Below are 23,982 nucleotides of genomic sequence, written 5' to 3'. Positions count from 1 at the left end.
TCTTGTTAATTATAGGGTTGGATTTTTTCTACGAATTTTTCTAATTCTCCATTATTTATTAAAACAGGACCATGTCCAAAACAAAGCAATTTAGGTTTTAATAAAGCTAGTTTTTTTATAGACTCTCTGTTTCTTTTCGGATTGGTCGTAAAGAGGTTTGGCGGTTCATGCAAACCAACAACTGTAGTTAATAAATTCATGTTGGTCATAACGTCTCCAACAATAAGAACACCATCAAATTCTCTGAAAAAAGATAAATGACCGCTCGAATGACCCGGAGTTTCAATAACAGTAAATCCTGCAATACGATCTCCTTCTTTTAAAGTATGAGAAACCGGATGTCCTTTTCCTGCCCAGAATTTCTTTTGAAATTTTGAAATAAAATGATTGGGATTTGGGTATTCAAAAATTACATTTCCGTTTTCTGCTGCTTGTTTTTCGAGTTCACTGCACCAAAGCGGAATATTCAACGTTTCACAAATAATTTTACTACTTCCCTGATGATCCGCATGAGCGTGAGTCAATACGTGTTTGGTTATTGTTTTGTTTTTTAGCGCATTCAAAATAATATTGGAAGAACTTCTAATTCCAGCATCAATAAGAACATCTTCAATTACATAACAATTAATGGAGTTGCGAGGAAACAAGGGAATCTGGTAAACATCTTTGGCTATATTCTTCATCTTTTCAAATTTTATATTTGCAAAGATTTGAATTCAGCTGTTCAATTGACTTGATAAATGTTAAGAAATACTTTGTCTGATTCTGCTCAGCGATTCTGGCGTAATTCCTAAAAACGAAGCGATATAAATTAAAGGCGTTCGCTGGATTATTTTGGCTGGAGCCGATTCTAAAAAGGTTAAATACTTTTCTTTTGCCGGAATCATTTGAAGTTTTAAAACCCGATCTGCCATACAAAGGTAATTCTGCTCTGCTAAAATTCTTCCAACACGTTCCCAGTTCGGAATTTCTGAATATAAATATTGCATTTTTTCATGAGTGATAGAAAGCACTTCGCAATCCTCTATGCATTCAATGTTTTCAAAAGATGAGGTTTGATTGATAAAACTCGAATAAGAAGCAATAAAACCGTTGTCACAACTCAGGTAAGTGGTGATTTCTTTTCCATCTTTTAAATAATAAACACGGGCCAATCCTTCAATAATAAAAAAGAGTCTGTTGCTTATTTTCCCAAAAGAAGAAAGATCTGTTTTAGCATCAAATTTTTCATATCCAAAACAAGAATCAATTCTATAGATTTCATCTTCAGAAAATGAAGCGATCGAAAGTATGTGTTTTTTTAATAATGCATTCATGATTTACTTAAATTAAAACGACAGTTTTTATACTATTTGCATTAAATCTAAAGGAGAATTTAGTACTACTTTCGCACCGCTTTCAATTAATTCCTTTTCTGTTCTGTAACCCCATGAAACCCCAACAGGAAACATATTAGCATTATTAGCGGTCAGCATATCAATATCAGAATCTCCTATAAAAATGATTTCTTCCGGTTTCAAATTCCAGTTTTTGCTTATTTGTATTGCCTCAAACGGATTTGGTTTTTTAAGTGATTCAGTACTTAATCCAATTGCAGCATCAAAATAATCAGGAAATATTTCGGCTGCTATTTTTTTGGTAAGTTCATCGGCCTTATTCGAAAATACAGCCAATTTGAAATCTTGCGTTGTCAAATGATCTAGTAATTCGACAATTCCGTTATAAGGCTTTGTTTTAAAAGTACAAATCTCACGATATTCGGTAATCATGTTTTCAAAACAAGTTTCAATTTGTTCGTCAGTATTATTATATGCGGGTAAAGCTTTGCTGACCAGATTTCGCAAACCACTTCCAATAAAATATTGATATGTATCGTAAGTATGAGTGGGATAATTTAAATCTGTAAGTACGGTATTCATTGCATCTGAAATATCCTCTAATGAATTTACTAACGTTCCGTCTAAATCAAAAATAATTCCTTTAAATTTCATTCTATTAAATATTATTTGCCAAAATAAACCCGCTTGTCCAGGCATTCTGAAAATTAAATCCTCCTGTAATGGCATCAATGTTTACAATCTCTCCAGCAAAATAGAGGTTTTGATGCAATTTGCTTTCCATGGTTTTGAAGTTGATTTCTTTTAAATCAATTCCGCCGGCGGTAACAAATTCTTCTTTAAAAGTACTTTTTCCGTTAACCTGAAATTTTGCTTTTGTCAATTGAGAAGCTAAGTTTTGCAATTGTATTTTAGATAAATCTGCCCATTTCGTTTCTGCTTCAATTTCTGAGGCTAAAACCAGGCTTTCCCACAAACGATTTGGGAAATCGAATGGAGATTTCTTTGAAACCGCTTTTTTAGCGTGTTCCTGTTTTAAGTCTTTCAGGATTTTTTCGGCATCTTCCGTATCTACATCATTTAGCCAATTAACGAAAATCGTAAACTGATAATTTTTATCAAATAAAGTACGTGCGCCCCAAGCCGAAAGTTTTAAAATCGCTGGTCCGCTCATTCCCCAATGCGTGATTAACAAAGGTCCGGTAGATTCTAGTTTGGTATCTTTTACATTTACAGTAACTTGAGCCGCAACACCAGGTAATTCTTTTATTCTTGGGTCTTTAATATTAAAAGTAAATAGGGAAGGAACAGGACTTACAATTGCGTGTCCTTGCGTTTGAAGCATTTCCCAGATTTTAGGATTACTTCCTGTGGCAAGAACCAATTTTTCTGTGGCATAGTTTTCATCCTGCGTATCAATTTTCCAATGATTCTCAGCTTTAAAAATCGATTGTACACTTTGTCCGGTTAAAACTTTAATGCCTAATTTTCCCGTTGCTTCTAAGAAACAATCTATTATAGTTTGAGAAGAATTCGAAACGGGAAACATTCTGCCATCGTCTTCAATTTTTAATTCGACACCATGTTTTTCGAACCATTCAATTGTATCTCCCGAACAAAACTGGTGAAAAGGTCCACGAAGTTCTTTTTCGCCACGCGGATAAAATTTAACCAATTCGTTTGGTTCAAAACAAGCGTGAGTTACGTTGCATCTTCCACCACCGGAAACACGAACTTTAGAAAGAACTTCTTTCCCTCTTTCTAAAATGGCAATTTTCAGTTTCGGATTTTTCTCTGCAATATTAATAGCCGTAAAAAAACCTGCAGCGCCTCCGCCAACAATAATTATGTCGAAATTTTTAATCATCTTATTTTTTTGCCACGAATTTCACGAATTGGCGCTAATTTTTTTATTTGCTACTCCCGATAGCTATCGGGATAAAACGATTTACACAGATTTTTTTGCTCGGAATTCACAAATTTAAACATAAATTAATTCGTGTAAATTAGTGAAATTAGTGGCGGAAGAAAAATCCTTTTAATCTGTGAAATCTGTGGCTACTCTTTTATTATAGTCTATCCGGAAAATCACTTATGATTCCGTCTACGTTATAACTTTTTATTCTTTGAATGTCCTCAGGAGAATCTACTGTCCAAGGCAGAACCTGAAATCCTTTTTCCTGTATTTCTTTAGTATTTTCCAGATTCAATAATTGAAAATCCGGATTAATGGCTTTTGCTTTTATGCTTTCGCCGAAAGCCAAAGCTTTGTTTACATCTTCTTCGGTTAAAACTCCAATTGCAATATTTGAATTTAGATTGTGAACTTCCTCAAGCATATTCCATTCGAAACTCGAAATAATGAAATCCTCATATTTCCAGTTTTTATCCGAAATATATTCTTCAATCAAAGCCACAACTTTACTAGCAGTTCCAACACCTTTCAACTCCACATTGATTAGACATTTTTTGTCTATCAAATCAAAAACCTCAATTAAAGTTGGAATCTCAAGCTGATCTGCAATCAAAAAAGACTTTAATTCGGACAAAGATAAGTTATTTACAAGACCTTTTCCGTTCGTCGTTCTGTCGATGGTTTCGTCGTGAATGACAATGATATGCCCGTCAGAACTTAAATGAACGTCAAGTTCAATCCCGTCAGCATTTAGATCTAAGGCTTTTTGGAAAGCTTTTAAAGTATTCTCGGGCTCATATCCAGCACCGCGATGTCCTATTTTTAGCATTGTTGAGAGTTTTACCGCAAAGGTCGCAAAAAATAGATTTGCTCTGCGTAGTTTTACCGCAAAGTGCGCAAAGTTTTTTGATATGCGAGATTTTATAAAAACACAAAGTTCGCAAAGCTTTGTGTTGATTTAGCTTTGCGAACTTTGTGTTTACTAAAGATATTACGAGATAAAAAACTTTGCGGACTTAGCGGTTAAATTTTTAAATTTTTTCCAACAGAACAAAATTGAAATCACTGTCAATTGAAATTTTTCCATCAATGACTTCAACTTCCTGATTAGAATAAGTATCTCTTAGTTTTGTTCCGTTTTGGAAAATAGAATTCACTTGGATTTCTTTTTTGCCTTGTGGTAAATCCAGACCAATAATAACCTGATCAGTGAAAGTATCTTTGGTAAATGTTCTCGAAAAAACATAAGGTTCACCGCTTATTTGTGAATGAATTCCGGCACCAATTGCAGGATGATTTCGTCTAAACTGACCTAGTTTTTGCCAATGCAAAAGTGTTTTTTGAGTTTCTTGATTGTTCTGAATGTCGTCCCAATTCATGTTCGAACGTAGCGTTGCATCGCCCTGAGTTCCTTCGACAACTAAAGATCGATTTGATTCATCGCCATAATATACTTGCGAGATTCCAGGCGAAAGCAATAGTTTAGTTCCGGCTTCGATACCTTTTACTCTGTTAGCGTCAAAAGGCTGACCATCGTCATGTGATGATATATAATTAAGGACCGAATATCCTTTTAATTCATTATTTAAAGCGTTTGAATATTTCGAAAATAAACCTTCGTAATTGTTTTGAGCAGCATTCCATTTGAATTCAAAATTAATCATGCTGTTAAAACCATTCTGAAAGTAGTTTACTTTTCTATCTCCAAAATCATAATCTTGTCCGCCGCTAATTCCGTAACCATAAACTTCGGCAATGGTATAAAATGGATTTTGATCTAAAACTTGTAACGGATGATGTTTTTTCCAGTTTTCAAAAGCATAATCACATTCTTTTTTAAAATCGGCCCAAACACTTTCTTCGGTATGTTTTACGGTATCTCCGCGGTAACCATCAACCCCAAATTCTGTAATATAATCGGTGAGCCATTTTATGATGTAATATTTTGGAGTTCTTGGATAATTTGTTCTTTTGAAAAATTCATCCAATGAAGCTATTTCTTTTTCATAACGACCTTCTTTTTTCCATTTTTCGATTAAAAAAGGCGGTAATTCTACTTCCTGAACACTTTCAGTTCTAACATCCGGAAGGTTGTCTACCAAAGTACACATTGTTGTGTTTTCGAATGATTTGTAATCGCAAACAACGCCGGTTCGAACCCAGTCTGATGGCCAAACAGGATCTTCGGGAGTTACGGGACCAGTATGATTAATAACGCCGTCAAGCATAATTCGGATGCCTTTTTCGTGGGCTTTTTTGACAAGATTAGCTAAGTCTTCTTTTGTTCCGAAGTTTGGATCTAAAGCTGTCCAGTCTCTTGCCCAATAACCATGAAAACCATAACTCAGTCCGGTTCCTTCATCAACTCCATCGTGAATTTGCTCTACAATCGGCGTAAGCCAAATGACGTTTATTCCTAATTTATCAAAATATCCGGATTCGATTTTCTTGGTAATTCCGATGATATCTCCGCCTTCAAAACCACGTAATTTTCCCGGAGTTTTGGTTCGGTTGAAGTTTAAATCGTTAGAAGTATCTCCGTTATAAAAACGATCGGTAAGTAAAAAGTAAACATTTGCTCCTTCCCAAACGAAAGGTGTTTTTGAAGTATTGTCGTTATTCATTGATACTGATTTTGAGCCAGAACAACTCGTGATTAAGAATACTAAAGGTAAAAAAAGGAAAGTGAGTTTTTTCATTTATTCTAAATTTAACAAGCATTTATAATTTGACTAAGACAAAAAAAAGCCACGAATTCACGAATTTTTATTTTCAAAGATTGTCAAAAAATAATCCTTTAATCTGTGGCTAAAAAAACGCCACGAATTCACAAATTTTTATTCCAAAGATTGTCAAAAAATAATTCGTGAATTCGTGGCAGAAAAAATTAAAACGTAATCTGTTTTATTCCAATTCTAAAACCACAGCTGATTTAGGTTCTAAAGTAATTTCAGTAGCCAAATTGAATGTTTTTCCGGTCAAAATATCTTTTCCTGATTTAAAGGTTTTGATGTTTTCTTTGAAACGATTGGTTTTGATAGTCTGTTCTTTTGCATTGTTATTAAAAACCACCATTACGGTTTTAGCATCCGTATATCTGAAATAAACATAAGTGTTATTTTCCGGAATATAATGCGTCATTTTTCCGAAATGAACAGCTTCATTTGATTTTCTCCAGTTGAATAATTTCGAAGTAAAATCGAAATATTTTGCTTGTTCAGCGGTTCTTCCTACTGCGGTTAAAGCATTGTTTTTATCGCCTGCCCATCCGCCCGGGAAATCCTGACGAATATCTGCATCACCTTTACCTTTATCACCGCCCATTCCAATTTCTGAGCCGTAATACAATTGCGGAATTCCACGAACGGTTGCCAATAAAGTCATTGCCAATTTGTATTTCGTAAAATCGTATTTATAAGTATGATTAATACGATCTGTATCGTGATTTTCGGCAAAAACCAAAATGCTGTTTGGGTTTGGATATAAATAATCCAATGCAAAATTGTTGTAGAATTTAATCATTCCGTTATCCCAAGTTGCTTCACTTTCATAAAAAGCAGCACCAATTTGATCTTGCAATGTAAAATCCATAACGCTTGGTAAATTCGAATTGTAGTTTTCGATCGCACCAATTTTACTGTCTTTTTGCCAATAGGCTAAATTCGCCTGATTGTGCATCCAGATTTCTCCCACAATATTAAAATTCGGATATTCAGTTGTGATTGATTTTGCCCAATTAGACATCGCCGTTGGATCAGAATAATTATAAGTATCCACTCTAAATCCGTCAAGATTGGCAAATTCTATCCACCAGATGGCGTTTTGAGTTAAGTATTTTGCAACCAAAGGATTTTTCAGATTCAAATCTGGCATTGACGGAACAAACCAGCCATCGATACAAACTTCCTGATCTAATTTTGAAGCATGAATATCTGTAATAACTTCACGTCTGTGATGTGTTTGTGTGAAAGTTTCAAACTGATTAAACCATGTTTTCGTCGGAATATCTTTCATCATCCAATGCGTAATTCCCCAGTGATTGGTTACATAATCCATAACCAGTTTCATGTTTTTTTTGTGCATTTCTGCAGAAAGGCGAGCATAATCATCATTGGTTCCGTAACGTGGATCTATTTTATAAACATCAGATTGTCCGTAAGTATGATACGAATGTTGTTTGTCGTTGTCTTCGCATAAAGGCGTGCTCCAAATTGTTGTTGCGCCAAGAGAGGAAATATAGTCTAAGTTTTTGATGATTCCTTCAATATCTCCGCCGTGACGTCCACTTGGATCTTGACGGTTTCCTTTTTCAGTTAAAACGGCATCACTGTCATTTTTCGAATTTCCGTTAGCAAAACGATCCGGCATAATTAAGTAAATCATATCCGATGCATCGTAACTTTTTCTGTCTGCCGAATTTGGTCTTCTTTCTTTAAGAGCATATTTTTGAGTAAAAGCGACTTTGTTTTTGGTTTTGAAAGAGAAAACCAATTCAGAAGCTTTTATGTTTTGTGTATCAATTGTAACAAAAAGGTAGTTTGGATTTTCTGTTTTTTCTACATTTTTAATCACAATATTATTAGAAACCGAAGCTTCATATTGTGCAATATTTTTTCCGTAGAACATAATTTGTAGCTCCGGATTTTTCATTCCGGCGTACCAAAAAGGCGGTTCTACTTTTTGGATTTGCGCTTTCGCGGAAGCAGAAAAAAGCAGGACCATTAAAATTAATTTATAGATATAGTGGTTTATTTTTAGGTTGTTCATAATAGTTTTAAGGTTTTATTATAAATATTCGAAAGGTTGATTTCGCTAATATTTATAAGTGTTCTTTAATTTTTCTGAGATTAACCTCAAAAAAACTGTTAAGACGGTTTTAGTCACAGGGAATTCCAAATAGATCTAAACCATTCACCCAGAATTTTTTTATAGGTTTATCTTTTTTTACGATATAGATTGTTCTTCCGGGAAATTTACATTTGCTTTTATCAGGATATTTGCCCCACATAAAATCATCGTTATACGCAAAATAAGCATCTCCAACATTTGCAAATATTATTGTTTTAATGTCGTCTTTATAATCATAGTTTTTGCTTTCCTTTTCTTCAAATGCCCTTACCTTTTTCTCAATATCAGAATAGTTGTCTTGATAGTTTATTTTTAATAGTTGCTTTGAGCAAATAACAGGTTTCCCGTTTTTAGCGGTGTCAAAATTTTCAATTGGAAAAGCAATAATATTGGTTCGGCATTCATCAATTCCGCAAACTACGTTGTTGATCGTTACTTTCGAAAATCCCTTTGTACCATAAACGTAATAACTCTTATCGACAATCTTTTTAATCTCACGTTCTAATGTTTTACTTTTAATAAGTTTGAAACTTCCTAATGTATCATAATATTCAAAGTTTTGCACTTTAGTAGTGTCTTGGTATAAAACATTATCTAAAGAATCTTTGGCACTCACCTGATTAAAAATTTTATCAAATTCAGTTCCGTTAGGAGTTTCATTTTCATTTAGATTCACCACAATCGCGGTTGTTGTTTTTGATAAATTATAAACACAAAAAAGCGTTTTATCGATATCAATTTTAACTAAAGAGTCTGACTTTTTATTTTCGGTACTTGGTTTAAGGATTTTTTCGTTTTTCTGATTGCAGGAAAGAAGTAAAAGGCTTAAAAATAAACTTATAACGTTTTTCATTTTATATTGATTTGATTAATGCAATTTAAATTTCCGTTATCGTTTTGGAAACCTTGCAATCCAAATATAGCAATCTTAAAAAAAAGACAAGTAATCTTGGTGAAAATCACTTGTCTTTAAAAAATTATTTAGGTTCGATAATGCTTATTGCATAACCTCCGCCCGGAGCAGATAACTGCGATAATTTTGATTTGTTTGTTACAGCAATTTTCTTGATTGTATAAGCTTGCGGGTTTGTTTTGTAGTGCGCATCTTTTGCATCAGCATAAATTGTAGCCGTATATTTTTTACCTTTTTCAAGGAAACTGAAATCGATGTTTGATGTGCGTGGAGTTTCTCCGTTTACGTTTCCTACGAACCAGTTGTTTGTTCCTTTTGCTTTACGGGCAACAGTAATATAATCTCCAGGCTCAGCCTCGATATATTTACTTTCTGACCAATCTACAGCAACATCTTTGATGAATTGAAATGCATCTGGAAAACGGTTGTAGTTATCGGGAGTGTCAGCCGCCATTTGCAATGGGCTGTACATGGTAACGTATAATGCCAATTGGTTTGCAATTGTGCTGTTTACATGAGATTTGTTATCAGGATTCATTTTGCTGATATCCATTTCGAAGATTCCAGGAGTATAATCCATTGGTCCACCAATTAAACGTGTAAATGGTAAAACGGTAACGTGATTTGGTTTTGAACCTCCAAAAGCTTGGTATTCTGTACCTCTTGCGGCTTCGTTTCCAATTAAGTTCGGGTACGTTCTGCAAATTCCAGTTGGACGAACAGCTTCGTGAGCATTCACCATAATTTTGTAATCTGCTGCTTTTTCGATAGCATATTGATAATGATTTACAATCCATTGATCGTAATGATTTTCACCGCGAGGCAAAATATCTCCAACATATCCGCTTTTTACAGCATCGTATCCGTTGTCTTTCATGAATTGGTAAGCTTTATCCATGTGACGTTCGTAGTTACGAACAGATCCTGAAGTTTCGTGGTGCATAATAATTTTGATTCCTTTTGATTTAGCATATTCGTGCAAACCTTTTACGTCAAAATCAGGGTAAGGCGTTACGAAATCAAAAACATAATCTTTTGAATGTCCAAACCAGTCTTCCCAACCTTCGTTCCAACCTTCGACTAAAACAGCGTCAAAACCATTTGTAGCTGCGAAATCAATGTATTTTTTTACGTTTGCGTTGTTTGCTCCGTGAGTTCCGTTTGGTTTTGCTTTAGAGAAATCAGAAACTCCCAATTGTACTGTTGGGAAATCGTTTGTGTACGACCAAGAACTTTTTCCTGTAATCATTTCCCACCAAACACCAACGTATTTTACTGGTTTAATCCAAGAAGTATCGTCAATTTTTGATGGATCATTAAGGTTTAATGTCATTTTTGAAGACAAGATTTCTGTAGCATTATCGCTTGCCATAATCGTTCTCCAAGGCGAGTGACTTGGTGCTTGCATGTATCCTTTATCTCCTTTTGCATCTGGTGTTAACCAAGATTCGAAAATCATGTTTTTGTCATCCAGATTCAAGTGCATACAAGAATAATTGATCAAAGCTGCTTCGTGCAAGTTGATGTAAATTCCATCGTTTGTTTTCAACATCAAAGAAGTCTGAACTCCTGTTGGTGAAAAGTTTTTTTGCGAAACATTTGCCGTATATGCTTTCTCAGATAATCCTCTAATTTCAGATAATTTGGATTTTGTATAATCGTATTCCTGAGTATCGTAATCTCCCGGAATCCAGAAAGCAGTGTGGTCGCCCGCCATTGCAAACTGAGTTCTTTCTTCTTTAATTACGAAATAAGTAAGGTTCTTTTGAGCCGGAAATTCATATCTAAATCCTAAACCGTCATCAAATAAACGGAAACGAATTATGATTTGTCTGTCAGTTCCTTTTTGATTTAAAGTTACCGCCAATTCATTATAATGGTTTCTAATATTGTCTACTTCCCCCCAAACCGGTTTCCAGGTTTCGTCAAAAGTGGATGTTTTTGTATCTACAACTGTAAAATCATTCAATAAAGATTTTTTGTCATCTTTAAGTTCAAGACCTAATTTACTGGTTTTAACAACTTCTTTATTTTTGTATTTTAAACTGTAAGTTGGAGTTCCGTCATTTTGAAGCGAAAATTCCATTACGAACTTGCCTTCGGGTGATTTTAATTGTTGCGCTTTTGCGATTGAGCTAAAAGCAAACAAGATTAAACTTGCGAAAAATAAGTTTTTCATGTTTTTTAGTTTTTAAGGGTATTGTAATTTAATTTATTTGTACAAATTTACTTGCAATTACAGGGTTTCCGTTAACGACAATTGTTAAATCTTGATCTCCATCTACAGTAAAATTAGTTTCATTATGATTTACAGACACTTTTAAAATTTGATTTCTGAAATTAATTTTAAAAGAATATCCTTTCCATTCTTTTGGGATTTTTGGAGAAAAATGAAGCTGGTCATTTTTAACGCGCATTCCGCCAAAACCTTCTACAATACTCATCCATGTTCCAGCCATTGACGTAATGTGACAACCTTCTTCAACTTCTTTATTATAATCATCAAGATCAAGACGAGAAGTTCTTAAATAGAAGGTATACGCCATATCCATTTTGTCTAAATGTGCAGCCTGAATCGAGTGTACGCAAGGCGAAAGTGAACTTTCATGAACGGTAAACGACTCGTAGAATTCGAAGTTGCGTTTTAATTCTTCTTTAGAAAAATGATCTTCAAAGAAATAAAAACATTGTAAAACGTCGGCTTGTTTGATGTAAGGCGAACGTAAAACGCGATCCCAAGACCATTTCTGGTTGATTGGTCTTTGCGAACGATCTAGGTCTTTTACAGGAACTAAATCTTTGTCTAAGAAACCGTCTTGCTGCAAATAAATTCCTAATTCTTTAGAAGTTGGAAAATACATATCATCGGCCACTTTTTTCCATTCCTGAATTTCGGCAGCCGAAAGATTTACTTTTTCTAATACACGTTTGTGATCTGCAGGATATTCTACAGCGACTTTTGTGATTTGTTCCGATGCATAATCAATACACCATTTTGCAATATAATTGGTGTAAAAATTATTATTAATATTGTTTTCGTATTCGTTTGGACCTGTAACGCCAAGAATTACGTATTGATTTTTTTCTTTAGAAAAAGAAGCTCTTTGATGCCAGAAACGTGCAATACCAATTAAAACTTCCAGACCTTTTTCAGGAATATAAGAGTAATCTCCGGTGAAACGGTAATAGTTATAAATCGCAAAAGCAATCGCTCCATTTCTGTGAATTTCTTCGTGTGTGATTTCCCATTCGTTATGGCATTCTTCTCCATTCATGGTAACCATTGGATAAAGAGCTGCGCCGTTTTTGAAACCTAAATTGTCTTTGGCATTTTCAATTGCTTTATCCAATTGATTGAAACGGTATGTCAACAAATTTCTCGCAACTTGCTGATCTTTTGTCGCCATGTAAAACGGAATACAATACGCCTCAGTATCCCAATAAGTCGATCCACCATATTTTTCTCCGGTGAAACCTTTTGGTCCAATATTCAAACGAGAATCTTTTCCTAAATACGTTTGGTTTAATTGAAAGATATTGAAACGGATTCCTTGTTGCGCTTTTACATCACCATCAATTGTAATATCTGACATTTCCCAGATTTTACGCCAAGCTTCAATTTGATTTTGAAGTAAAGCATCATATCCTAAATTAACGGCAGCTTTTATAGTTTTTTCGGCTGCAGCCAAAGTATTATCGTGGTTTAAAGAAACGGTATATCCACCAATTTTCTGAATTGCTGAGGTTTGTCCTTTTGCGATAATAGTTCCGTAAGTAAACTGAACTTTATCTGTTGTTGAATCGATTGTAGACGGTGAAATATTTACATTTTCTCCGTTTGCAAAAATCGTATTGTGCATGAAAGTCGTAACCTTGAAATGCGTTTTAAAAGTTTGCGCCGTTACAAAAGCTTCACTACTAGATTTTTTTACTTCTAATGGTTCCCAGAATTTTTCTTCCCAGTTGGCATCTTCATTTGTAACTCCGGCGTCAATATAAGGTTTGTAAACAATCTTTGCGTCTTTGTTTAAAGGAGTAATTTCATATTTGATAATTCCTGCTTCATCCAGATTCAAAGAAAGAAAACGACGTACATTTACGGCAATTTCGGTTCCGTTTTTCAACGTAGCTTCAAAAGAACGATTGTACCAGCCTTCTTTCATATTCAATTCTCTACGGAAGTTTTTAACTTCGGTACAAGTGTTTAAGTCTAAGTTTTCTTCGTTGATTTCTACGTCAATTCCAATCCAGTTTGGAGCATTTAATACTTTCGCAAAATACTTTGGATATCCGTTTTTCCACCAGCCTACTTTTGTTTTATCCGGATAATAAATTCCAGCGATGTAACTTCCCTGAAAAGTTTCGCCAGAGTATTTTTCTTCAAAATTGGCACGTTGTCCCATCGCACCGTTTCCGATACTAAAAAGACTTTCAGACGATTTTACTCGTTCGGCATCAAATCCTTCTTCAATGATGGACCAATTGTCTGGTTTTATATAATCTTGATTCATTTGTTTAATTAGATAATTTGGCAATTAGGATAATTAGATAATATGTCAATTAGAAAATGAGATAATTACTTTTCTTTGGCTACTTCTAGTTTGATTCTATCCTTAATTGCTTGTTGTTTTACTATTTTACGTTTTTATTTAGATGATTTATATTTCAAACTAATGAGATAATTAGTCAATTAGATAATTAGAAAATTCACGTTTGGGAAATTATCTAATGATCTAATTGGCACATTTTCTAATTGATAAGTTTCTCGATAAACTCTGGGTTTATTTCTGTGAAATCTTTAAAAATATAATCAGCTTCATGTAAAACTGTTTCCTCACCAATTCCTACACTTACCATTTCTCCTATGTTTGCCGCTTGGATTCCGGCAACTGAATCTTCAAATACGATTGAGTCTTTTGGATCAATTTTTAGTAATTGAGCCGCTTTTAAGAAAACTTCCGGATCTGGTTTTGCATTGGTAACGTCATTTCCGTCCACAATAACATCGAAATACGAAAGGATTCCTGTTTTTTCAAGGATTGGTCGGGCATTTTTACTCGCTGAACCTAACGCAATTCCTTGGTTTTTTTCTTTTAATAGTTGCAGCGTTTTAAGTACGCCCGGAAGAATCTCACTTTCATCCATGTCAACTAAATAAGATAAATAATCTTCATTTTTTTGAATTAGCCATTTGTCTTTATCTTCCTGAGAAGCCTGAACATTTCCTAATTCAAGTATTATATCTAACGATCGCACGCGGCTTACTCCTTTAAGCAATTCGTTGTTTTCGTGTGTGAAATTTATATTTAATGCCTGAGCTATTTTTTGCCAGGCCAAAAAGTGGTATTTAGCGGTATCAACGATCACTCCATCAAGATCGAAGATGAATGCTTTTTTATTATTCATGGATTTCAATTTTAGTTCTGCTATTTACTCGAAGGGTCAATAATCCGGCGAATATCATGGATACACCTCCAATAATTAAGGCGTAAATAGGTTCATTGTGAAAGAATTGTTTGATTACAAATCCTAATATTGTGGCGGCTACAATTTGTGGAATTACAACAAAAAAGTTGAAAACTCCCATGTAATAACCCATTTTGGCTGCCGGTAAAGCGCCTGATAACATGGCATAAGGCATAGATAAAATACTTGCCCAGGCAATACCAACTCCCAACATTGGAAGTATTAGCATTTGTTTGTCACCAATAAAATAAATTGAAATTAAACCAACACCTCCAGCGCATAATGCTAATAAATGTGTTGCTCTAACGCCTACTTTTTTTGCAATAATTGGTAATAAGAAAGCTACGGCAGCAGCGATTCCGTTATAAACAGTAAACAAAACCGAAACCCAGTCAGCAGCATCATTATACACTTTTGAAGTGGTATCTGTTGTGCCAAAAATGTGTTGTGTAACGGCTTGCGTAGTATAAATCCACATGGAGAAAAGTGCAAACCAAGAGAAAAACTGAACCCAAGCCAATTTTTTCATTGTGACTGGCATATTCAATAAATCGGTCATAATGATTGTGAAGCCATTATGAACTTGAGAACTTCTTAATTGTGAAGCAATCATAAATAGAACTCCCATAAAAATTAAACCTACAAATAGAATATAAAGTTCTTTGGCAAGGCTATTTTCGAAAATCAAAAAGGAAACTAATGCGCCAATTACGGTCAATAATATCCCTATAGACAATTGTCGCTTAATGTTGCTTTTAGATTCTGTTTCGGGATTTATGATCTGATCTTCTTTGTCTTTTTTGCTTTGCGCTTCAAAAGCATGAAGTTCTTCGGGCGTATATTCTGTGGTTTTAAAAACGGTCCATAATACGGAAAGCAGAAAAACGATTCCGCCAATATAAAACGACCATTTTACTGAATCCGGAATAATTCCTTCGGGTGCGGTATTGCTTACGCCAAAAACATTTGTAAAAAGATACGGTAAAACCGAGCCAACAACGGCGCCGGTTCCAATAAAGAAACTTTGCATGGCAAAACCTAAAGTACGTTGTTTTTCGGGTAAATTATCGCCAACAAAAGCGCGAAAAGGTTCCATAGAAACATTTATCGACGCATCCATTATCCATAAAGTTCCTGCAGCAATCCATAGTGTTGGAGAGTTAGGCATAATGAATAATGCAATGGATGATAAAACGGCTCCAATTAAAAAATAGGGGCGACGTCTGCCTAAACGAGTCCAGGTCCTGTCACTAAAATAACCAATTACGGGTTGAATTATTAATCCTGAAACGGGAGCAGCAATCCATAAAATCGGAATTTCGTCAATTTTAGCGCCTAGGGTTTCAAAAATTCTTGAAGTATTTGCGTTTTGCAGTGCAAAACCAAACTGTATTCCTAAGAAACCGAAACTCATGTTCCAAATTTCCCAGAAACTTAATTTACGCTTTTCCATTATCGTAATTAAAAAATTAATTAGACGATAAGCGCTTTGCTTATCAAAACTTACTTATGGTTTCGAAGTAAAAGTAAAAGCTTTGAGCAGGCGTAAAAGTATTAATTATTTTTTTATTTATACTAACAAAAAAGTCATAAATGTTATTTATGACTTTAGAATGTATTGATTTTAAGAATTTTAGTCAGTAGATTCTCGTTGTATTAAATGGGTTTCGATCACTTCTGTGGTGTAATTTTCGTTTTCTTCATCGTCATCGTCATGTTCCGCTTCGAGTCTTTCAATCAACATTTTAGCTGCTTTATTTCCCATTTTCTCACCACTTTGGCTTACAGTTGTAATACTTGGAGTCGAATATTTAGAGATAATTCCGTCCGTAAAAGCGATTACGGCAAGATCTTCAGGAATTTTAAGCCCCATTTTGCTTGCTGTTTTGATAATTGTGACGGCAAAAAGTTCATTTACAGCAAAAACAGCATCAAAAGCTCTGTCGTGTAGAAGTTGACTGATGGTAATTTCGCAAGTATCGACGTCTTCAATTTTAATAATTAAATCCTCGTTGAATGGTAATCCGTTGTCCAGAAGTGCTTTTTCGTAACCGTCCGTTCTTAATTTTCCAACGCTTACATAATCAACAGTTGTTACGAGAGCGATCTTTTTTCGACCGTTATCAATCAGGCTTTGAACGGCTTCATAAGCGGCAGCTTTATCATCGATAATTACTTTATCGCATAAAATATCATTGGTCACACGGTCGAACATTACAACGGGCATTCCTTGATTTATGACTTCGGTAATATGATGAAAATCGCCTTTGTATTGGGTTTCTTTAGAGAGTGACATGATAAAACCATCGATACTTCCGTTGGCTAACATTTCCATATTTAAAACTTCTTTATCGAAAGAATCATCTGATAAACAAATCACAACGCTATATCCATTTTCGTTAGCAACTTGCTCGATTCCGTTGATGACCGTAGAGAAAAAATAATGTACAATTTCCGGAATAATAATACCAATACTTTTGGTTTTCCGATTTTTTAAACTAAGGGCAATATTGTTGGGTTTATAGTTGTAAAACTTAGCAAAAGCTTGCACTTTAAGACGTGTTTCTTCTCCTATTTCCAGACTGTTTCTAAGTGATTTTGAGACAGTTGAAATAGATACGTCAAGTTCCTTTGCGATCTGTTTCAGGGTTATTTTGCGTTTCATAGTAGTTATTTGAAAAAAATCTAATTGTTAATAAAGGTATCTTATATTTTTAGAATTGACAATTTTTGACTTAAAAGATTACAAAAAATAGAAAGTTTTCAACACTACCACGTTTTCGTAACTCAATATAAATTGTCGCTGGTTGGTCGTGTTAATAAATTCCTAATTTTGAAATTCGAAGTAAAATTAAAAACTTAACTAACAATCAAAAACTCAAACTAATTTAAACAAAAAGTATGAAAACAATTTACAAAAAGTTGTTATTTTTATTCCTGCTGTTGCCGTTTACTGTACTCGCTCAAAGTACTTTAAAAGGAACGGTTGCTGATCTGGCAACGGGACAACCAATCCCGGGAGTAAACGTAAATGTACAAGGTGCGCCAGGCGGGGCATCAACAGATTTTGACGGTAAATTTCAGTTATCTAATTTAAAAAATGGAGACAAAATCTCGGTTTCATTTATTGGATATAAAACGTCAACTGTAACTTATAACGGTCAACAAACATTAACGATCTCACTAGAGGAAGATACAAATCAACTTAAAGAAGTTGTGGTACAGGTAGGTTATGGTACTGTTAAGAAAAAGGACGCAACTGGATCTGTTTCTCAAATCTCTTCAAAAGAATTTAATAAAGGAATTAACGTAACTCCGGAAAGTTTAATCAGCGGTCGTATTGCTGGTGTAAATGTTGTTGGAGGTGGTGCTCCGGGTGCAAAAGCAGATATAAGAATTCGTGGAGGATCTTCGTTAAGTGCTTCAAATGAGCCATTAATTGTAATTGATGGTCTTCCTATGAGTAATGCTGTTCCTAACGGTTCAACAAGTATTTTGTCTACAATTGACCCAAATGATATCGAATCTTTTACGGTTTTGAAAGATGCTTCTGCAGCTGCAATTTATGGTTCAAGAGCAGCAAATGGTGTAATTGTTATTACGACTAAAAAAGGAACTAAAGGTAGTGTAAAAGTTAACTTTAGCTCTCAGGTTGGGATTAATACAGTGGCTAATACGGTAGATGTTTTAAGTGCTGATCAATTTCGTGCTTTAGTAAACGAAAAAGGTAATGCAACTCAAAAAGCTTTATTAGGCACAGCAAACACAAATTGGCAAGATGAAATTTTTCACACTGCTTTAACAACAAACAACAATATCTCTGTAAGTGGTGCTTTGTTTAATAAATTACCGGTACGTTTATCGGTTGGAAATGTTGATAATCCAGGAATCTTAAGAAATACTTCTTTTGAAAGAACTACGACATCGATATCGTTAAACCCAGTATTGTTTGACAATCACCTGAAAATTGATATTAGCGGAAATTTAGCTTTTGGGAAAAACCAATTTCAGGATGAAGGTCCGGTAATTAGCAGTGCAATCGCATTTGATCCAACGCAACCTGTTTATCAGGCAGGATCTCGTTATGGAGGATATTTTGAATGGTTAGAGGCAAACGGAAATGTACCATTATTACCGGCAAGAAATCCGGTTGCAAGATTAAATCAAGACGATCGTAGAGCTACATCTACCAGAAAATGGGGTAATATTAGATTAGATTATAAATTTCATTTCTTCGAAGATTTAAGAATCATTGTTGAAGCAGGTATTGATAAATTTAATAGTGATGGTTACACAAGAGTAAGTAATGAAAGTATTTTAGGGTATCAACCTACGACATTTGATAAGGGTAACTGGACTAATTTAGGAGGAGATATACATTATACAGACAGTCGCCAGAATAAAAACTTAAATACTTATTTTAACTATACTAAAGACTTAGGTAAATTTAAAATTGATGCAACAGCAGGATATAACTATCAGTTGTTTCAAAGAGTTGGATATGATTCAGGACAAACAAGAGAACCAAATCCTAAAGAAGATGTTACTACTGATCCGGATGTTAATTTACAATCTTATTTTGGTCGTTTGACTTTAAATTATGACAGTAGATATTTATTAACTCTAAACTATAGAAGAGACGGAACTTCACGTTTTTCTGAAGATAACAGATGGGGTAATTTTGGAGGAGCTGCTTTTGCATGGAATATTGCTGAAGAAGATTTCTTAAAAGGGAATTCAACTTTGTCTAGTTTGAAATTAAGAGTTGGTTACGGAACCACAGGTCAACAAGACATTAAACCTCAGTATGATTATTTAAGAAGGGTAACTTTAGGAACAATCAATACACAATATCTTTTTAATGGAGTTATTTACAAAGCAGCAAGACCTGAAGGATATAACCCGAATATCAAATGGGAAGATTTGGCTGAGTCAAACGTAGGAGTTGATTTTGGTTTCCTTAATGATAGAATTACCGGTACTGTTAACTATTTTGATAAAAAATCAAGTGATCTTTTGGCTGAAATTGCTTATCCTGACGGAGCAAATATAAGAAACCAAGGATTTGTCAATATTGGTAGTGTAAGAACAAAAGGGGTTGAGTTTAATCTTCAATCAGACATTGTTAAAAATGATAACTTAACATGGAATGTGGCTGTTAACGCAACTTATATTGATCAAAAAATTTCTAATTTAGGAACTAATGTTCCAGGATTTCAAGGATATATAACAGGAGATGTTATTGCTGGTGGTACAGGAAACCAGGTACTGATACATTCTCCAGGATATGCTCCAAACTCATTCTTTGTTTTTGAGCAATTGTATGATGCAAACAAAAGACCAATTCAAGGTGCATACGCAGACAGAAATGGTGATGGTGCTATTACAGATGCCGATCGTTACAAATTTCATAAACCAACAGCAGATTACACTTTTGGATTGTATTCTACTTTGAATTATAAAAAATTCGATTTTACAATGAACTGGAGAGCTAGTTTAGGAAACTATATTTATGATAACGTAAGTTCTGATAAAGGATATTTGCAAGCAGGTTTAAGAAGAGATTCAGATTTGTCTAATATTAGTACGGATTATTATAATACTGGTTTTACTACTGAAAGTAACTCTAATGGAACACAACGTAATTACTCTGATTATTTCGTAAAAGATGCTTCTTTTATCAAATTAGATAATGTGGTATTAGGATACACTTTTGATAAAACATTATTAAAAGCTGCTTCATTAAGATTTACAGCGGGAGTTCAAAATGTTTTTGTTCTAACGAAATATAATGGTTTAGATCCTGAGAAATTCAACGGAATCGACAATAATGTTTATCCGCGTGCGAGAACATTCTTGTTTGGAGTAAATGCGAATTTCTAGTAGTACATTGAAAATTAAATTTTAAAAATAAACAAAATGAAAATATCATTTAAATATATATCTTATTTTCTCCTATTCATTTTAGGATTAAATATGACGCTTACTTCGTGTACGAGCGACTTAGATGTGACGCCAAAAGATGATGATGAGTTTCTTTCTGATACCTTTTTTCAAGATCCGGCATCATACAAACAAGTTTTAGCAAAATTATATGCAGGTTTGTATGTAGGAGGAAATGATGGAGATGGAACTCCCGATATTTTTGGACTTGGAGGAGATTTTAGTAGTTACCTACGTTTGATGTTTGTGACGCAGGAATTTCCTACGGATGAAGCTATTGTAGCTTGGGCTGATGATGGTTTACCAGCAATAAATGGACAAAAATGGAGCCCTAGTAATCAGTTCTTGTACGGAATTTTTTCAAGAGCTTTTTACGAAATTAGTGTTGCCAATGAGTTTTTAAGACAAACAACAGACGAAAAGCTTGCAGAAAGAGGTGTTGATGCTGCTTTAAAAACGGAAATTGTTAAACTTAGAGCTGAGGCTCGTTTCTTAAGAGCATTTTCATATGTTAATCTAATGGATTTGTTTGGTAATGTGCCAATTACTACTGAAAAAGATCCCGTTGGTTTTTATTATCCAGAGCAAAAAACAAGAGCTCAGGTTTTTGCTTTTGTAGAGTCAGAATTGAAAGATATGGACAATACTTTGGCTCCTTCAAAATCTAACGAATATGGAAGAGTAGATAAAACAGCAGCTAAATTTTTATTAGCACAAATTTATTTAAATGCTAAAGTATACACAGGAACAGACAGAAATAATGATGCTGCTATTGTTTGCAACGATATTATAACAGGTTCTGGATATACTTTTATGGACAAGCCTTATTCTTATTTATTTTCTGCTGATAATAACAGAAATGGAGCGCAAAATGAAGTTATCTTCCCAATTGTTGGAGATGGTAATGCAATTAGAGCTACCGGAGGAGGAATGAGTTTTATTCTTCATGCGTCTATTGGTGGTAGTATGAACGCTGCTGATCAAGGCATGAATGGAGGATGGTCAGGAATAAGAACAAGACCAGAATTTGTTCAATTATTTCCTGATGTAACAGGTACTTCAGATAAAAGAGGAACTTTCTATACTGCAGGACAAACTTTAGATATTGATGATTTTGGAGTATTCACTAATGGTTATGCTGTTACGAAGTTTACTAATGTAAATTCTGATGGTACTGCAGCACAAAGAAACGATATTCCTGATACTGATTTTCCAATGTACAGATTGTCAGATGTGTATTTAATGTATGCGGAAGCAACTCTAAGAGGAGCATCTTCCGGTAATATTACAACAGCTTTAGGGTATGTAAATAAAATTAGAGCAAGAGCTGGTGCCGGTGTTATCACAGCTACTGATTTAACGCTTGATTTTCTTTTAGATGAGAGAGCGAGAGAATTGTTTTGGGAATGCCATAGAAGAACAGATTTAATTCGTTTTGGTAAATTCACCGGTGGATCTAAAATCTGGCAATGGAAAGGTGGCGTTAAAAATGGAAGTGGTACAGAAGAATTCAGAAATTTGATGCCAATTCCTTCAAAAACCATTCAGGCAAATCCAACTTTAAAACAAAATCCAGGATACTAACTAACCTTATAAAAAAATAATAAAATGAAAAACATATATAAAATTTTAATCGCATTCATTGGTGTTTTAGCAGTGTCATGTAATGCAGATGATGTAGAAAATAGACCAGTAATACAGCCAGTTACAGCTCCAGTTTTACTTAGCCCTCAAAACGATTTCAATATTGTTCTTACAAAAGATAAAGAAAAAGAAATCGCTACAACAGTAATTTGGGACGATGCTAAATATGATGGTACTCAAACAGTTGTAAACTATACAATTGAAATCGCAAAAGCGGGAACAAATTTTGCAGCTCCTACTGCAGTAACTACAACTACTGCTCGCTTCAAAGCATTGACAGTGGCGGAGCTGAATTCAGCTTTGGTTAATGGTGGATTTATTGAGAAAGAAGAAAATAGTGTTGATATTCGTATCAAAGCTACTGTTGGTATTGGGGCAGAATCTCAATATTCTAATTCTCATACTTTCAAAGCTACACCTTATCATACACCATTAGCAACTTCACACTGGTTAGTTGGTGCAGCTACGCCTGGAGGATGGACTTGGGATGGAGATGCTGAAACAGAATTCCCTCTAGTGGTTGGTAAAACGGATGTTTACCAAGTAACAATCGTTCTTAAAAGTGGAGAAGCTTTCAGAGAGTTTTTAGGAAATAACTTTACAAGTAATGGTAACTGGGATGCAAGCCGCAACTATACTTATTATTCAGGATTAGGTTTTACTATCGATTCAGAATTGGTAAATGCAGGTGATGGTGATAGTAACTTTAAATACACCGGGCCAACAGGACCAAGAGTTTTAAAAATTGACAATGGAGCAAAAACTATAACTTTAGAATAACTCTAATACACAATAACTTGAAAAGGCTATCTTAGGATAGCCTTTTTTATGGGCAGAATTAAATAAAATTATTGTCATTTCTGTTTGCCAAATTATCATATAAATATTTAAAAGGGTTGTCGAAAGACAGCTCTTTTTTTATGCATTTTTTTTTAAATAAGTTTCCTATAAAACATAAATTCTATATCTAAGTTTTTGATTGATCCCTTTTGTAATTTGATATTATAAGTTGGTTAAAACATTTAAAGTGATAAAATTTTAACCTTTTTTTTGCTGTTGTCTTTATTTGTTAACACTATAACGTTGTAGTCTTGGTTAAAGAAAATCGACTGTTAATCGGTAAGATATTTTTTATATTTTTAAGATGTTAACGGCGTTTTTTATGCTAAATACACTAAGTTTTTTTTGATTTATTTATCTGATTAGTTTGTAGTTGCAAATACAAATCAAAGGATTCTTAAATACAGGTTGCGCAACCTAAGACCGAGCCCTGAAATTGATGTCGCTAAAAGATGATTTTGTAACAAACAAAAAGCGGAAGCCGAAAAGCTAATGAGTAGGCTACTTTAACTCATTAAAAAATGAAAAAAATTAGTTTAAAGAATATTCATGAAGGAATGAAAAGAGAAGAAATGCGCATGATACAAGGTGGATCTGGCTGCGGATGTGGTTTAGGCGGTCCTTGTATTACTGGAAGTCCAGTGTTTAATTGCGCAGCTCCTTTAAGATGTATTTCTAAACCACTATTTCCCGGAGATACATTTACAGCAGTTTGTTCTTAAGCTATTGTTTTAAAGTAAACAGTTGTTATTAAATAACCAAAAAGCGGAAGTCGAAAAGCTAATGAGTAGACAAACAAAAATTTAAAATTTATTAAAATGAAAAAGATTAGTTTAAAAAATATTAGTGAAGGTTTAAAAAGAGATGAAATGAGAATGATTCAAGGGGGTTCTGGTTGCGGAGCGCCAGCAGGAAGTCACTGTTATCTAAATCATGGAATTTTTAATTGTGCTCCGGCTTTAAGATGTGTTCCTAAACCAGAATATCCAGGAGATACTTATAACGGAATTTGCGTATAAACTATTCTTTGCTCTATAAAGAAAGTGAGTTTTGAACCGGTAAAAAGAACCGTTCAA

Annotated in this window: 18 protein-coding genes; 5 read left to right on the top strand and 13 right to left on the bottom strand. The window is 34.3% G+C overall.

All coding sequences use genetic code 11. From position 1 onward, the window contains the following. Positions 1-5: 5 nt before the first annotated feature. From CHB81_RS00350 to CHB81_RS00290, 13 genes are all read right to left on the bottom strand, one after another. Positions 6-683, bottom strand: coding sequence for an MBL fold metallo-hydrolase (locus CHB81_RS00350; protein WP_089349908.1), 678 nt, complete (start codon positions 681-683; stop codon positions 6-8). A 60-nt stretch (positions 684-743) separates the two neighbouring features. Continuing rightward, positions 744-1,316 (bottom strand): Crp/Fnr family transcriptional regulator, encoded by a 573-nt coding sequence (locus CHB81_RS00345; RefSeq protein WP_089349907.1) that lies wholly within the window; start codon positions 1,314-1,316, stop codon positions 744-746. Positions 1,317-1,343: 27 nt separating this feature from the next. Continuing rightward, positions 1,344-1,991 (bottom strand): HAD family hydrolase, encoded by a 648-nt coding sequence (locus CHB81_RS00340; protein ID WP_089350258.1) that lies wholly within the window; start codon positions 1,989-1,991, stop codon positions 1,344-1,346. A 4-nt stretch (positions 1,992-1,995) separates the two neighbouring features. After that, on the bottom strand, positions 1,996-3,204 hold the full coding sequence (locus CHB81_RS00335) for an NAD(P)/FAD-dependent oxidoreductase (protein ID WP_089349906.1): 1,209 nt from the start codon (positions 3,202-3,204) through the stop codon (positions 1,996-1,998). 202 nt (positions 3,205-3,406) lie between these two features. Continuing rightward, a complete protein-coding gene (locus CHB81_RS00330) occupies positions 3,407-4,081 on the bottom strand; it encodes a glycerophosphodiester phosphodiesterase family protein (RefSeq protein WP_089349905.1) in 675 nt (224 codons plus the stop codon). A gap of 202 nt (positions 4,082-4,283) precedes the next feature. Then, positions 4,284-5,951 (bottom strand): alpha-amylase family glycosyl hydrolase, encoded by a 1,668-nt coding sequence (locus CHB81_RS00325; protein WP_089349904.1) that lies wholly within the window; start codon positions 5,949-5,951, stop codon positions 4,284-4,286. A gap of 205 nt (positions 5,952-6,156) precedes the next feature. Next, positions 6,157-8,019, bottom strand: coding sequence for a glycoside hydrolase family 13 protein (locus CHB81_RS00320; RefSeq protein ID WP_254920904.1), 1,863 nt, complete (start codon positions 8,017-8,019; stop codon positions 6,157-6,159). Positions 8,020-8,128: 109 nt separating this feature from the next. Next, on the bottom strand, positions 8,129-8,953 hold the full coding sequence (locus CHB81_RS00315) for a hypothetical protein (RefSeq protein WP_089349903.1): 825 nt from the start codon (positions 8,951-8,953) through the stop codon (positions 8,129-8,131). 124 nt (positions 8,954-9,077) lie between these two features. Beyond that, the gene (locus tag CHB81_RS00310) at positions 9,078-11,192 is read right to left on the bottom strand and encodes a glycoside hydrolase family 97 protein (protein WP_089349902.1); all 2,115 of its coding nucleotides are present in this window, start codon (positions 11,190-11,192) and stop codon (positions 9,078-9,080) included. Between the two features lie 28 nt (positions 11,193-11,220). Further along, positions 11,221-13,524, bottom strand: a complete 2,304-nt coding sequence (locus CHB81_RS00305; RefSeq protein ID WP_089349901.1) for a glycoside hydrolase family 65 protein — start codon at positions 13,522-13,524, stop codon at positions 11,221-11,223. A 238-nt stretch (positions 13,525-13,762) separates the two neighbouring features. Next, a complete protein-coding gene (gene pgmB / locus CHB81_RS00300) occupies positions 13,763-14,419 on the bottom strand; it encodes a beta-phosphoglucomutase (RefSeq protein WP_089349900.1) in 657 nt (218 codons plus the stop codon). Continuing rightward, positions 14,412-15,932: an MFS transporter gene (locus CHB81_RS00295; RefSeq protein WP_089349899.1), complete on the bottom strand. Its 1,521-nt coding sequence runs from the start codon at positions 15,930-15,932 to the stop codon at positions 14,412-14,414. The genes pgmB and CHB81_RS00295 overlap by 8 nt, the downstream gene beginning before the upstream one ends. A 180-nt stretch (positions 15,933-16,112) precedes the next feature. Next, positions 16,113-17,144: a LacI family DNA-binding transcriptional regulator gene (locus CHB81_RS00290; protein ID WP_089349898.1), complete on the bottom strand. Its 1,032-nt coding sequence runs from the start codon at positions 17,142-17,144 to the stop codon at positions 16,113-16,115. A 236-nt stretch (positions 17,145-17,380) separates the two neighbouring features. On the opposite strand from CHB81_RS00290, the gene CHB81_RS00285 reads away from it, so the two are divergent. The 5 genes from CHB81_RS00285 to CHB81_RS00265 all read left to right on the top strand — a co-directional run bounded on the left by CHB81_RS00285 (position 17,381) and on the right by CHB81_RS00265 (position 23,925). Continuing rightward, a complete protein-coding gene (locus CHB81_RS00285) occupies positions 17,381-20,362 on the top strand; it encodes a TonB-dependent receptor (RefSeq protein ID WP_089349897.1) in 2,982 nt (993 codons plus the stop codon). A gap of 36 nt (positions 20,363-20,398) precedes the next feature. Continuing rightward, the gene (locus CHB81_RS00280) at positions 20,399-22,006 is read left to right on the top strand and encodes a RagB/SusD family nutrient uptake outer membrane protein (protein ID WP_089349896.1); all 1,608 of its coding nucleotides are present in this window, start codon (positions 20,399-20,401) and stop codon (positions 22,004-22,006) included. 24 nt (positions 22,007-22,030) lie between these two features. Beyond that, the gene (locus tag CHB81_RS00275; RefSeq protein ID WP_089349895.1) at positions 22,031-22,846 is read left to right on the top strand and encodes a SusE domain-containing protein; all 816 of its coding nucleotides are present in this window, start codon (positions 22,031-22,033) and stop codon (positions 22,844-22,846) included. A gap of 581 nt (positions 22,847-23,427) precedes the next feature. After that, positions 23,428-23,628: a hypothetical protein gene (locus tag CHB81_RS00270; protein WP_089349894.1), complete on the top strand. Its 201-nt coding sequence runs from the start codon at positions 23,428-23,430 to the stop codon at positions 23,626-23,628. Positions 23,629-23,724: 96 nt separating this feature from the next. Continuing rightward, positions 23,725-23,925, top strand: coding sequence for a hypothetical protein (locus CHB81_RS00265; protein ID WP_089349893.1), 201 nt, complete (start codon positions 23,725-23,727; stop codon positions 23,923-23,925). Positions 23,926-23,982: the final 57 nt, after the last annotated feature.

The sequence above is a fragment of the Flavobacterium sp. ov086 genome, from assembly GCF_900187965.1.
In the GTDB taxonomy this organism is placed as follows: domain Bacteria; phylum Bacteroidota; class Bacteroidia; order Flavobacteriales; family Flavobacteriaceae; genus Flavobacterium.
Note: the sequence above shows the minus strand (reverse complement) of the source record. Positions and strands in the feature narration are given on the sequence as shown.